This window comes from Kocuria sp. WN036 (genome assembly GCF_002287015.1).
Classification (GTDB): Bacteria; Actinomycetota; Actinomycetes; order Actinomycetales; family Micrococcaceae; genus Kocuria; species Kocuria rosea.
Genome location: NZ_NSKF01000016.1, coordinates 13,101 through 25,498 on the forward strand (window position 1 = coordinate 13,101; position 12,398 = coordinate 25,498).

Sequence of the window (12,398 nt, forward strand, 5' to 3'; positions counted from 1 at the left end):
AGCACAGGGCCTGTGGACGCCCCCAGCCGAGGAGCCCCGGCGGGCGTGACCGATACCAAATCGCAATGTGCGGCGGGCGACCTCCGGTGCCGGAGCCGCGCGGTACCCTGGGGTGAGGACGAGTCCCGTCCGCCGTCCCTACCACGGCGACCCACGAGAGAGCGAGAGCACGGCCCGCGCGGCCGGACCCATGACTGAGACGCTGCCCGGCACCACGCACCCCCTGACGGCCCGCACCGTCATCACCTTCCCCGACCGCGAGACGATGGTCCGGTGCCTCGGCTCCGGGGACGACACCCTGCGCCAGGTGGAGACGGCGTTCCCCGGCCTCACGACCAGCCCGCGCGGTCTCGAGCTCGGCATCGAGGGCCCCAGCGGGCCCGTGCAGATCGTCGCCACCCTCTTCGACGAGCTGAAGGTCCTGGCCGGCCGCGAGACCGCGGTCACGCCCCAGGTCATCACCCAGCTGCTCGAGCTGATCGGCAGGGACCTCACCGCCCGCCCCAGCGGCGCCCTGACCCAGAACATCCTCTCCGGCCGCGGCCGCAAGATCCGCCCCAAGACGCTGCACCAGAAGACCTACGTGGACGCCATCGACGAGCACACCGTGGTCTTCGGCATCGGTCCCGCCGGCACCGGCAAGACCTACCTGGCCATGGCCAAGGCCGTCCAGGCGCTGCAGGCCAAGGAGGTCTCCCGGATCATCCTCACGCGCCCCGCCGTGGAGGCGGGGGAGCGGCTGGGCTTCCTGCCCGGGACGCTCAGCGAGAAGATCGACCCGTACCTGCGCCCGCTCTACGACGCGCTGCACGACATGATGGACCCGGACTCGATCCCCCGCCTCCTGGAGGCGGGCACCATCGAGGTCGCCCCCCTCGCCTACATGCGCGGCCGCACCCTCAACGACGCGTTCATCATCCTCGACGAGGCGCAGAACACCACGCCCGAGCAGATGAAGATGTTCCTCACCCGGCTCGGCTTCGGCTCCAAGATGGTCGTCACCGGGGACGTCACCCAGGTGGACCTGCCGGGCAGCGCGTCCTCGGGGCTGCGCCAGGTCCAGCACGTGCTCAGCGGCGTCCCGGACGTCGCGTTCACGGAGATGACCGCGGAGGACGTGGTGCGCCACGAGCTGGTGGGCCGGATCGTCAGCGCCTACGACGCGTTCGACACGACCAACCGGCACCGCAACGAACGGCGCCGGCGCAAGGACGACGCCCGCGCCGCCCGCGACGCCGCGCCGGCGGCCCCGGACGCGGACGGGGCGGAGGCCTGATGGCCGTCGAGTTCGACCTGCAGGTCGACCCGCAGGACGTCCCCGCCGGGGAGTGCGCGGCCTGGGAGGCGGTCGACGTCGAGCTGCTGGGCCGGCTCGCGGACCACGTCCTGGAGCGCCTGCACGTCCACCCCGACGCGGAGCTGTCCATCGCGGTGGTCGACGAGGACGAGATGGCCCGCCTGCACGTCGAGTGGATGGACCTGCCCGGCCCCACGGACGTGCTCTCCTTCCCCATGGACGAGATGCGCCCGGGGACCCCGGAGGAGCCCGCGGAGGGCACCCTGGGCGACATCGTGCTGTGCCCCCCGGTCGCCCGCCGGCAGGCCGAGGCCGGCGGTCACTCCGTCGCGGACGAGCTGTGCCTGCTCACCACCCACGGGATCCTGCACCTGCTGGGGCACGACCACGCCGAGCCCGAGGAGCGGCAGATCATGTTCGCCCTCCAGCGGGACCTGCTCACCGACTTCCTCGGCCGGCCCGCGCCGGTCGAGACCATGGAGTAGCGCCCCATGATGACCACTGCCGTCCTGGTCGTCGCGGCGATCGTGTTCCTGGGCACGGCGTTCGTCCTCACGGCCGCCGAGACGGGCCTCACCTACCTGCCCCGCGCGGACGCCGAGGCCATCGCCCGGGACGCCCCCGACTCCTCCGCCGCCAGGATCCTGGCCACGCCCACCGCGCACCTGCAGGCCCTGCGCTTCTGGAGCGTGTGGTTCGAGACGGCCTCCGCCGTAGCGGTGGCCCTCGCGATGTTCGACGGCCTCGACGACGTCTGGCTCGCCGGCCTCCTGGCCACCGTGGTGATGGCCGCCGTGGGCTTCGTCCTCACCGGGGTCTCCCCGCGCCAGGTCGGGCGAAGCCACGCCGCCGGCACCGTCCGGGCCACCGCCGGCCTGGTGCGCCTGCTGCGCATCGTGCTCGGGCCGGTCCCCGGGATGCTCGTGCGGCTGGGCTCCTCGGGCACCCGGGACGCCGGGAACATCGCCCCCGGCTACCTCACCGAGGAGGAGCTGCTCGAGTTCGTGGACCGGTCCACGGGCCAGGCCCTCATCGAGGACAACGAGGCGGAGCTGCTGCACTCGGTCTTCGACCTCGACGACACCAACGTCCGGGCCGTCATGGTGCCCCGCACCGACATGGTCTCCGTCGACGACGACGACACCGTGGACAACGCCCTGAACCTCTTCTTCCGCTCCGGCTACTCCCGCATTCCGGTGATCGGCGAGAGCGCCGACGACGTCCTCGGCATCCTGTACCAGAAGGACCTCGCCGAGCGGGTGCACCGGCTGGGCACCGGGCTGCGGCTCACCGGGCTCTCCGAGCTCGCCCGCGAGGTCCGCTACGTGCCCGAGTCGAAGAAGGTCAACGAGCTGCTGCGCGAGATGCAGCTCGAGTCGATCCACGTGGCGATCGTCGTCGACGAGTACGGCGGCACCGCCGGGCTGGTGACCCTCGAGGACCTCATCGAGGAGCTGCTCGGCGAGATCGTCGACGAGTACGACCGGGAGAAGCCCGAGGTGGCCGAGCTCGGCGACGGCCGCTACCGGATCTCCGCCCGGCTCAGCGTCGAGGACCTGGGCGACCTGTTCGGCCTCGACCTCGAGGACGACGAGGTGGACACGGCCGGCGGCCTGCTCGCCAAGTCCACCGGCCGGGTGCCCATCGTGGGCTCCCGCGCCACCGTCGAGGGCATCGTCCTCGAGGCCATCACCCTGGAGGGCCGGCGCAACCGGGTGGGCCAGCTCGAGGTCCGCCGGGACCCCGACTGGGTCCCCCCGGGCTCCACAGCCGTGGAGCCCGCCGCCCAGGAGTCCGAGGAGGAGACCCACCACCATGTCTGAGCCCACACCCGCCGTGCCCCCCGGGGTCGGCGATTCCACCACCGGGGAGCCGGTCCCGTTCCGCGCCGGCTTCGCCGTGCTGGTCGGCCGCCCCAACGCCGGGAAGTCCACGCTCACCAACGCCCTGGTCGGACAGAAGGTCGCGATCACCTCGAGCCGGCCGCAGACCACGCGGCACACCATCCGCGGCATCGTGCACCGGCCGGAGGGCCAGCTCGTGCTCGTGGACACGCCGGGCCTGCACCGGCCGCGGACGCTGCTCGGCGAGCGGCTCAACGACCTCGTGGCGGACACCCTCGCGGAGGTCGACGTCATCGGCTTCTGCGTGCCCGCCGACGAGAAGATCGGCCCCGGGGACCGGTTCATCGCCCAGCAGCTCGCGGCCTCCGGCAACAAGCCGGTCGTGGCGATCGTCACGAAGACGGACACCGTCTCCCGCGCCGAGCTCGCCGAGCAGCTGCTGGCGGTCACCGAGCTGGGCCGCTCCGTCATGGAGGCCGAGCACCGGGTCCGCGCCGAGCGCGCCGAACGGGCCGCCCGCAAGCCCCGCCACCGCTCCGCGGCCGCGCACGCGCCCCGGCCCGACGCCGACGACCCGGGCTGGGCCGACGTCATCCCCGTCTCCGCCGTGGACGGCTTCCAGGTCGACGCCCTCGCCGGGCTGCTCATCGGCAGGATGCCGGAGTCCCCGGCCCTGTACCCCGACGGCGAGCTGACCGACGAGCCCGAGATGACGATGGTCGCCGAGCTCGTCCGGGAGGCCGCCCTCGAGGGGGTGCGGGACGAGCTGCCGCACTCCCTCGCGGTCGTGGTCGAGGAGATGGTGCCCCGCGAGGGCCGCCCCGCGGACCGGCCGCTGCTCGACGTGCGGGTCAACGTCTACGTCGAGCGGTCGTCGCAGAAGGCCATCATCATCGGCAAGGGCGGCGCGCGGCTGCGCGAGATCGGCACCCGGTCCCGGACCGCCATCGAGGCGCTGCTGGGCACGAAGGTCTACCTCGACCTGCACGTGAAGATCGCCAAGGAGTGGCAGCGCGACCCCAAGCAGCTGTCCCGCCTGGGCTTCTGAGCCACCCGGGGCCCCCGGATCGCGCCCCCACCCCGCCGCGTCGCCCGCCCCGAGTCCCGGGGCGGGCGACTAGCATGACACCCGGCGCCCCGGCCGGGCGCCGTCCCCCCGACCCCGGGCCCCGCGCCCGGGGCCTGCCAGGAGAGAGTCACCGTGTCCTCTACGCCCCCCGCCGCCCACGGACGCCACCGCGCCCGCCGATGGTCCCGGAAGCGCTGGGCCGCCGTCGGGCTGGTCGTCGTCCTGCTCGCGGTCCTCGGGGCCGGCGTGGCCGCGACCTGGCGGCTGCAGTCCAACCTGGACACCTCCCCGCTCGACCTCGGCGACGGGACCGGCCCCGAGGCCGGCCCGCTGGACATCCTCGTGATGGGCACCGACACCCGTGACGGCGAGGGCAACGACCGGTACGGCGACGACGAGGACAGCGCCGGCGCCGGCCTGACCGACGTCATGATGCTGGTGCACGTGAGCGAGGACCGCAGCGGCGTGACCGTGGTGTCCCTGCCGCGCGACCTGGTCGCGGACATCCCGCGCTGCACGGACCCCGAGTCCGGCGAGGTCCACCCGGCGGAGGAGGACGCGATGCTGAACTCGGCGATCGCCAACGGCGGCCCCGGGTGCACGGTCGCCACCGTCAACCAGATGACCGGCCTCAAGATCGACCACTTCATGCTCGCCGACTTCAACGCCGTCAAGGAGCTGTCCTCGACCGTGGGCGGCGTCGAGGTGTGCGTCAACGAGGCCGTCGACGACCCGAAGTCGGGGCTGGAGCTGCCCGCCGGCGTCTCCTCCGTGGAGGGCGAGCAGGCCCTGGCGTTCCTGCGCAGCCGCGCCGCCTTCGGCGACGGCGGGGACACGAGCCGGATCCGCTCCCAGCAGTCGTTCCTCGCGTCCATGGCCCGCAAGATCAAGGACGAGGGGACGCTGTCGGACCTGCCGAAGCTCTACGAGATCGCCGACGTCGCCACCCGCAACCTGCACGTCGACGAGGGGCTCGGCTCCGTCCCGACGGTGGTCGGCCTCGGCACGGCGGTCCGGGGGATCGACCTGGGCAGCATGGTCTTCGTGACGGCGCCCACCGAGCCCTACGCGCTGGACCCCAACCGGCTCCAGCTCGACGCGGACCCGGCCGAGCACCTCTTCGAGGCGCTGCGCGAGGACCGGCCGCTCACGTCGCCCTCCGCGGAGCCGGCCGACGAGCCGACCTCCTCCGCGACCCCGTCGCCCGACGCCGCCGTCCCGGCCCCCACGGTCGACCCGGCCACGGTCCCGCTCACGGTCGCCAACGTCTCCGGCGTCGACGGCCGGGACGCGGACATCGCGGACGTGCTCGAGGACGAGGGCTACACGGCCGTCGAGTCCGGCCCGCAGGCCACCGAGCTGCCGGGCACGCAGATCTTCTTCGGCGCGGGGTGGTACGAGGCGGCCGTCGAGGTCGCCGAGCTGCTCGGCGTCCCCTCCTCGCAGATCGTGCCGACCACCGACGTGGTGGGGGTGTTCGTGTCGGTGGGCCAGGACTTCCGCGAGGGGGAGCGGCTCGAGCTCGGGGCGGGGCTGCCCGGGGAGCTCAACGGCCAGACCGCGGAGCAGTACACCTGCCAGCAGGCGGCCGGCGACTGGTGAGAACGCGACCCGGCGCGCCGGACGCCCCGTGATAGGTTGAACATATGCGGACCGGGACGCTCCTCCTCCTTACGTGCCGCAACGGGGCCTGACCCGAGGACTGGATGGCCGGCCTCCCGTTGCGGAGTTCCTGATGCCCGGCCACCCGCAGACGTCTCGAGCAGAACAGGCCCCTTCCATGCGCAACTACCAGCAGCCCTCCGGCATGCCGATCCACAAGTACGTGCCGTACCAGCAGCAGTTCCCGTTCGACCTCTCCGACCGCACCTGGCCGGACCGGGTGATCACCGAGGCGCCCCGGTGGTGCGCCGTGGACCTGCGGGACGGCAACCAGGCGCTGATCGACCCCATGAACTCCGACCGCAAGCTCAAGATGTTCGAGCTGCTCGTGCGGATGGGCTACAAGGAGATCGAGGTCGGGTTCCCCTCCGCCTCCCAGACCGACTTCGACTTCGTGCGCCGGCTCATCGAGGAGGACCGGATCCCCGACGACGTCACGATCCAGGTCCTGACCCAGTCCCGTGAGCACCTCATCGAGCGCACCTACGAGGCCATCGACGGCGCCGACAAGGCGATCGTGCACCTCTACAACGCGACCTCCACCCTGCAGCGGCGCGTGGTCTTCGACCAGGACATGGACGGGATCGTGGACATCGCCCTCACGGGGGCGCGGCTGTGCCTGAAGTACGAGGAGCAGCTGAAGAACACGTCCGTGACCTACGAGTACTCCCCGGAGTCCTACACCGGCACCGAGCTCGAGTTCGCGGCGCGCATCGCCAACGCCGTGGCCGAGACCTTCGAGATCGGCGGGGACCGGGAGATGATCCTCAACCTGCCCGCCACCGTGGAGATGGCCACCCCCAACGTCTACGCCGACTCCATCGAGTGGATGTGCCGCAACCTCTACAACCGGGACGCCACCGTGGTCTCCCTGCACCCCCACAACGACCGCGGCACCGGCGTGGCGGCGGCCGAGCTGGGCTACCTGGCCGGCGCCGACCGCATCGAGGGCTGCCTGTTCGGCAACGGTGAGCGGACCGGCAACGTGGACCTGGTGACCCTGGGCCTGAACCTGCTGACCCAGGGCGTGGACCCGCAGATCGACTTCTCCGACATCGACGACATCCGCCGGACCGTCGAGTACTGCAACCAGCTGCCCGTCCCCGAGCGGGCCCCCTACGGCGGGGACCTCGTGTTCACGGCGTTCTCCGGCTCCCACCAGGACGCCATCAAGAAGGGCTTCGACCGGATGGCCCGGGACGCGCAGGAGCAGGGCCGGGGCGTCGACGAGCTGGTGTGGGCCGTGCCCTACCTGCCCATCGACCCCAAGGACCTGGGCCGCACCTACGAGGCCGTCATCCGGGTGAACTCGCAGTCCGGCAAGGGCGGGGTCGCCTACCTGCTCGCCAACGAGCACGGGCTGGACCTGCCGCGGCGGGCGCAGATCGAGTTCTCCCGCGTGGTGCAGGAGCACACCGACACCTCCGGCGGGGAGGTCTCCGGCGCGGAGCTGTGGAAGGTGTTCGCGGACGAGTACCTGCCCACCGTCCAGGACGGGGACGCCGGGCGCTGGGGCCGGTACCGGATCACCAACATCACCACGACCTCCGAGGAGGACGGGGAGAGCACCCTCAAGATCGGCCTGGACGTCGACGGCGTCCAGCACCACCGCACGGCGCAGGGCAACGGCCCCATCGAGGCGCTGCAGACGATCCTCGCGTCCGAGGGCGTGGACGTGCGCGTGCTCGACTACAGCGAGCACGCCCTCTCGGCCGGCGGCGACGCCCAGGCGGCCAGCTACGTCGAGGCCGCCGTGGGGGACCGCGTCCTGTGGGGCGTCGGCATCGACGCGAACACCACCCGCGCGTCCCTGAAGGCCCTCGTCTCGGCGGTCAACCGGGCCGTGCGGGACGCCCAGGGCTGAGCGCCCGGCGTACCGTGCGACGGCGGGCCGCCCCGGACGTGGGGCGGCCCGCCGTCGTCGTCCCGCCCGGCCCGTCCCGCTGCGCCGTCGGCCTGCGCCGTCCGCCCCGCGTGGGACAATGATTCGGTGGCCAGGACGACGTTCGCATCACGCAGCTACCGGGACGACGCCGTCGTGCTGCGCACCTACAAGCTCGGCGAGGCCGACCGGATCGTCGTGCTCCTGACCCGGGACCACGGGCAGGTCCGGGCCGTGGCCAAGGGCGTGCGGCGCACGACCTCCCGCTTCGGCTCCCGGCTCGAGCCGTTCAACGTCGCCGAGCTGCAGCTGGTCACCGGTCGCAACCTCGACATCGTCTCCCAGGCGCTGGGCAAGCGCGGCTACGGGTCGGTCATCGCCGCCGACTACGCCAAGTACACCGCCGCCGCGGCCATGACCGAGGCCGCGGAGAAGTTCACGGAGAACGACGACGAGTCCGCGGCCCAGCAGTACCGGCTGCTCGTCGGCGCCCTGTCCGCCCTGGCCCGCGGGCTGCACGAACCCGGGGCCGTCCTGGACTCCTACCTGCTGCGTGCCGTGTCCACGGCCGGGTGGGCCCCGAGCTTCACCGACTGCGCCCGGTGCGGCGCCCCCGGACCGCACGAGGCGTTCTCGGCCCCGCTCGGCGGCGCCGTCTGCCAGGCCTGCCGCCCGCCGGGGGCCGCCGCCCCCGACCCCGCGACCGTCGAGCACCTCTCCGCCCTGCTCACCGGGGCGTGGGAGCGGATCGACGCCGTGGAGCCCCGCACGGCCCGGGCCGCCGCCGGGATCGTGGCCACCTACGTACAGTGGCACCTGGAGAGGGCCGTCCGGTCCCTGAACCTCGTGGAACGGAGCTGACCATGCCCGGCTTTGCCGCCCCGCCCGCCCATCCCAGCGGCGCCAGCGCCCCGCCGATCCCGCGGCAGTTCGTGCCGCAGCACGTGGCCGTGGTCATGGACGGCAACGGGCGCTGGGCGAACCAGCGCGGGCTGCCGCGCAACGAGGGCCACAAGGCGGGGGAGGCGGCCCTGATCGAGGTGATGGCCGGGGCCATCGAGATGGGCATCCCGTACGTCAGCGCCTACGCGTTCTCCACCGAGAACTGGAAGCGCTCCCTGGACGAGGTGACGTTCCTGATGAACTACACCGCCGACGTCATGGAGCGCCAGCTGCCCACCTTCCAGGAGTGGGGCATCCGGATCCGGTGGGCCGGGCGCAAGCCCCGCCTGTGGCGCTCGGTCATCAACCGCCTGGAGGAGGCCGAGCGGGCCACCCGCGACAACGACGTCGTCACCCTCACCATGTGCGTGAACTACGGGGGGCGGGCCGAGATCGCCGACGCCGCGGCCGCCATCGCCGCCGACGCCCGGGCGGGCGTCCTGAACCCGCGGAGCATCGACGAGAAGACCGTCCAGCGCTACCTCGACGAGCCCGACCTGCCGGACGTCGACCTCTTCCTGCGCTCCTCCGGGGAGCAGCGGATCTCCAACTTCCTCCTGTGGCAGTCCGCCTACGCCGAGCTCATCTTCCAGGACGTGCTCTGGCCGGACGTCGACCGCCGCACCCTGTGGGAGGCCGTGGAGGTCTACGCCCGGCGGGACCGGCGCTACGGCGGAGCCGTCGACCGCGTCGCCGGCCCCGGCGCCTCCGCCTGAGGCCGGCGCCGTCGCAGACCGCGCAGCCAGGCGGCGAGATCCCTCTGCGCGGCCCGGCGCACGGCCTGCCGGGAGAGGTGCACGTCGTGGACGGCGCCCTCGTAGGAGCGCAGCGTCAAGTCGGTGCCCAGATCGGGCGCGTGCCGGCGGATCTGCCGGACGTCCAGCACGGTGTCGGCCGAGCGCATCCGCTCGCTCCACCAGGGGCGGATGCACGAGCGGGCCGAGGTCTGCACCAGCACTGGAAGGTGAAGGTTCAAACCCTTCGCCACTTCACCCTGAGCCTGAAGGACAGCGTTGAGCCACCCCGGGGTGATGTCGAAGCTGGTCTCGGGCCGCCACCGGGCGTCGATCGGCCACTCGCCCTCCGCGTGCTCGCTGATCACCCGGTAGTAGTGGCTGCGCAGCCGGGCCCGCACCGGGACGTCCGGGCGCTGCTCGGCGAGCCGGGCCACCAGGGGGCGCAGGACGGCGCCCACGGCGTCGGAGCCGTGGCTGCCGATCCAGGGGGCGTTGAGGGCCAGTCCGTCGAGCCGGTCGGGGTGCCGTGAGGCCCACATCGCCGCGGTGAGACCCCCGGTCGAGTGGCCCATCAGCACGAGCCGCCCCCGCGGACCGGGCAGACCGTCCTCGGCCATCACGCCGAGCGCCGCGGCGATGTCGTCGTCGTAGTCCGCGAGGTCCGTGGTGTGGCCCGGGCGGCCCTCCTCCACGGCGAGCACCTCGTCGGTGAGGTTCCGGCCGTAGCCGTGCAGGTCCAGGGCGTAGAACGCGTAGCCCGCGGCCGCGCACGTCCGGGCCAGCTCGGCGTTGAAGAAGTAGTCGGACCAGCCGTGCAGGTACAGCACGGCCCCGCGCAGTCGGCCCGGCACGAGCGGGACGTCCCCCGGCCGGTAGCGGACCACCGTGGCGGTGGAGTGGGGGGCGGAGCCGGGGTCCAGGTCCACGGTCCGCGCGCGGAAGCCGGGTCCCAGCACGTCGGGGACCCACGGGTCCGGGGGAGCACCCATGCCCTCACCTCGTGCGGGCGGCCCGTCGGGGCGCCGGTCCGTCAAGCCCCTCCGCGGCCGCCCGGCCGGAGGAGTGCCCTGTGGAAGACTGGGACCATGCGCTTCTACCCTACGTTCTTCACGGCTGTCTTCTCCCGGATGGACCCCGAACGGGCCCACCGGGTCGGGTTCCTCGGGATCCGGGCGGCGCGCGCCGCCCGGATCAGCACCGCGCTGCGGGTCTACACCCGGCCCGATCCCGCGCTCGAGGTGGAGGCGCTGGGCCTGCGGTTCCCGTCCCCGTTCGGGCTGGCGGCCGGTTTCGACAAGGGCGGCGAGGGGATCGGCGCCCTCACCGACCTCGGCTTCGGGCACGTCGAGATCGGCACCGTGACCGCCCAGGCGCAGCCGGGCAACCCCCGGCCCCGTCTGTTCCGGCTCGTCCGGGACCGGGCCGTGATCAACCGGATGGGCTTCAACAACGAGGGTGCGGCGGCCGTGGCCCCGCGCCTCGCGCAGGCGCGCCGCGAGCTCGAGGCGGACCACCGCGACCGCGCCCGTCCGGTGCTCGGCGTCAACATCGGCAAGACCAAGGCGGTGCCGCTGGAGGACGCGGTGGACGACTACCTGCAGAGCGCCCGGGTCCTCGCCCCCCTCGCGGACTACCTCGTGGTCAACGTGTCCTCGCCCAACACCCCGGGCCTGCGCCAGCTGCAGGAGATCGAGAGCCTGCGGCCGCTGCTCGGCGCGGTGGGCCGCGCGGCCGACGAGGCCGCGGACCGGCACGTCCCGCTGCTCGTGAAGATCGCCCCGGACCTGTCGGACGAGGACGTGCTGGCCGTCGCGGACCTGGCCCTCGACCTGGGCCTGGACGGCATCGTGGCCACCAACACGACCATCGCCCGGACCGGGCTGGGGCTGGTCTCCGACCCCGCCGAGATCGAGGCCCATGGGGCCGGCGGGCTCTCCGGGGCCCCGCTGCGGCGGCGCTCCCTCGAGGTGCTGCGGCTGCTGCGCGAGCGCGTGGGGGACCGGCTGGTGCTGGTCTCCGTGGGCGGGGTGACCACGGCGGAGGACGTCCAGGAGCGCCTCGACGCCGGCGCGACTCTCGTGCAGGGCTACACCGCCTTCCTCTACGAGGGACCCTTCTGGGCGCGCCGCATCAACCAGGGCCTGGCGCGCCGGGCGGGCCGCGCCTGGAGCTGACGGCTCACCGGGGCTGACGGCTCCCGTTACGACGGGGCGCCGCCGACGGCCGTCCCGTCGTCGGGATCGGGACTGCCCCCGGACCGTGCGGTCCGGGGGCAGTCCTGTCGCGGCCGGGCCCTGCGCCGGGCGCGGGCCGACCGGGGCTCAGGAGGGGCGCTCCCCGCGGGCGACCTGGGGCTTGGGCAGGCGGAGGCGGCGCATCGTGAAGGAGCGCATCGCGGCGTACCAGCGCACGCCGCGCTCCACGGTCCCGAACTTCGCCTGCATGGCCTTCTTCATCCGGGCCGTCGACAGCACGGCGTCCACGATGCCCAGGATCATCAGCGCCCAGATGAGGTAGACGCCGTAGGTGGCCACGTCCTGGACGGGGAAGAACAGGATGACGAGCGCGAGCAGCGCCACGACCATGAGGTACTCGCCCACGTTGATCCGGGAGTCCACCCAGTCCCGCGCGAACCGGCGCTGCGGGCCGCGGTCCCGCGGCCCGAGGAACCGCTCGTCCCCGGCCGCCATGCCGGCCTGCGCCCGCATCCGCTGCTCGCGCGCGGCGTCGCGGGACTGCGCCTTCGCGGCCTTGCGGTCCTCCGGGACCAGGGGCCGGCGCCGGGCCGCCTCCTGCTGCCGGCGGCTGGGCGTGGGCCGGCCCTTGCCCGGGGTCTGCCGCGGGGCGGCCACCGGTTCCGTCGGGGCGGCCGCAGCGGTCACCGACGTGGACCCTGCGCGGTCTGCTTCCTTCTTGCGTCCAAACACCCGTCAAGGATAGCCGACGGACCTGCCGGTCCCCGCCG

11 protein-coding genes are annotated in these 12,398 nt (G+C 73.3%); 9 read left to right on the top strand and 2 right to left on the bottom strand.

Annotated features, from left to right (window positions below; genetic code table 11):
• Positions 1–190: 190 nt before the first annotated feature.
• The 8 genes from CK505_RS10995 to CK505_RS11030 all read left to right on the top strand — a co-directional run bounded on the left by CK505_RS10995 (position 191) and on the right by CK505_RS11030 (position 9,412).
• Positions 191–1,276: a PhoH family protein gene (locus tag CK505_RS10995; protein WP_017833978.1), complete on the top strand. Its 1,086-nt coding sequence runs from the start codon at positions 191–193 to the stop codon at positions 1,274–1,276.
• Positions 1,276–1,782: an rRNA maturation RNase YbeY gene (gene ybeY, locus CK505_RS11000; protein ID WP_095651080.1), complete on the top strand. Its 507-nt coding sequence runs from the start codon at positions 1,276–1,278 to the stop codon at positions 1,780–1,782. The genes CK505_RS10995 and ybeY overlap by 1 nt, the downstream gene beginning before the upstream one ends.
• A 6-nt stretch (positions 1,783–1,788) precedes the next feature.
• The gene (locus CK505_RS11005; protein WP_017833980.1) at positions 1,789–3,120 is read left to right on the top strand and encodes a hemolysin family protein; all 1,332 of its coding nucleotides are present in this window, start codon (positions 1,789–1,791) and stop codon (positions 3,118–3,120) included.
• A complete protein-coding gene (locus CK505_RS11010) occupies positions 3,113–4,189 on the top strand; it encodes a GTPase Era (RefSeq protein WP_035928448.1) in 1,077 nt (358 codons plus the stop codon). The genes CK505_RS11005 and CK505_RS11010 overlap by 8 nt, the downstream gene beginning before the upstream one ends.
• A 153-nt stretch (positions 4,190–4,342) precedes the next feature.
• Positions 4,343–5,812, top strand: coding sequence for an LCP family protein (locus tag CK505_RS11015; protein WP_095651081.1), 1,470 nt, complete (start codon positions 4,343–4,345; stop codon positions 5,810–5,812).
• A 178-nt stretch (positions 5,813–5,990) separates the two neighbouring features.
• Positions 5,991–7,736: a 2-isopropylmalate synthase gene (gene leuA / locus CK505_RS11020; RefSeq protein ID WP_095651082.1), complete on the top strand. Its 1,746-nt coding sequence runs from the start codon at positions 5,991–5,993 to the stop codon at positions 7,734–7,736.
• 126 nt (positions 7,737–7,862) lie between these two features.
• Complete coding sequence (recO, locus tag CK505_RS11025) at positions 7,863–8,615, top strand: DNA repair protein RecO (RefSeq protein WP_095651083.1); 753 nt, start codon at positions 7,863–7,865, stop codon at positions 8,613–8,615.
• Between the two features lie 2 nt (positions 8,616–8,617).
• On the top strand, positions 8,618–9,412 hold the full coding sequence (locus CK505_RS11030) for an isoprenyl transferase (protein WP_095651084.1): 795 nt from the start codon (positions 8,618–8,620) through the stop codon (positions 9,410–9,412).
• On the opposite strand, the gene CK505_RS11035 is transcribed toward CK505_RS11030, so the two are convergent.
• Positions 9,364–10,422: an alpha/beta hydrolase gene (locus CK505_RS11035; protein WP_095651085.1), complete on the bottom strand. Its 1,059-nt coding sequence runs from the start codon at positions 10,420–10,422 to the stop codon at positions 9,364–9,366. The two genes, CK505_RS11030 and CK505_RS11035, sit on opposite strands and share 49 nt — an antisense overlap.
• Positions 10,423–10,518: 96 nt before the next feature.
• Here CK505_RS11035 and CK505_RS11040 point away from each other — a divergent pair, with 96 nt between their 5' ends.
• The gene (locus CK505_RS11040) at positions 10,519–11,607 is read left to right on the top strand and encodes a quinone-dependent dihydroorotate dehydrogenase (protein ID WP_095651086.1); all 1,089 of its coding nucleotides are present in this window, start codon (positions 10,519–10,521) and stop codon (positions 11,605–11,607) included.
• A gap of 147 nt (positions 11,608–11,754) precedes the next feature.
• Here CK505_RS11040 and CK505_RS11045 read toward each other — a convergent pair whose 3' ends face one another.
• Positions 11,755–12,360: a DUF3043 domain-containing protein gene (locus tag CK505_RS11045; protein WP_031283270.1), complete on the bottom strand. Its 606-nt coding sequence runs from the start codon at positions 12,358–12,360 to the stop codon at positions 11,755–11,757.
• Positions 12,361–12,398 lie beyond the last annotated feature (38 nt).

Excerpts from the sequence above, each read along its gene's own strand:
- CK505_RS11035 (WP_095651085.1), bottom strand. The coding sequence starts at position 10,422 with ATGGGTGCTCCCCCGGACCCGTGGGTCCCCGACGTGCTGGGACCCGGC.
- CK505_RS11005 (WP_017833980.1), top strand. The coding sequence starts at position 1,789 with ATGATGACCACTGCCGTCCTGGTCGTCGCGGCGATCGTGTTCCTGGGC.
- CK505_RS11010 (WP_035928448.1), top strand. The coding sequence starts at position 3,113 with ATGTCTGAGCCCACACCCGCCGTGCCCCCCGGGGTCGGCGATTCCACC.
- leuA (WP_095651082.1), top strand. The coding sequence starts at position 5,991 with ATGCGCAACTACCAGCAGCCCTCCGGCATGCCGATCCACAAGTACGTG.
- ybeY (WP_095651080.1), top strand. The coding sequence starts at position 1,276 with ATGGCCGTCGAGTTCGACCTGCAGGTCGACCCGCAGGACGTCCCCGCC.
- CK505_RS11040 (WP_095651086.1), top strand. The coding sequence starts at position 10,519 with ATGCGCTTCTACCCTACGTTCTTCACGGCTGTCTTCTCCCGGATGGAC.
- CK505_RS11030 (WP_095651084.1), top strand. The coding sequence starts at position 8,618 with ATGCCCGGCTTTGCCGCCCCGCCCGCCCATCCCAGCGGCGCCAGCGCC.
- CK505_RS10995 (WP_017833978.1), top strand. The coding sequence starts at position 191 with ATGACTGAGACGCTGCCCGGCACCACGCACCCCCTGACGGCCCGCACC.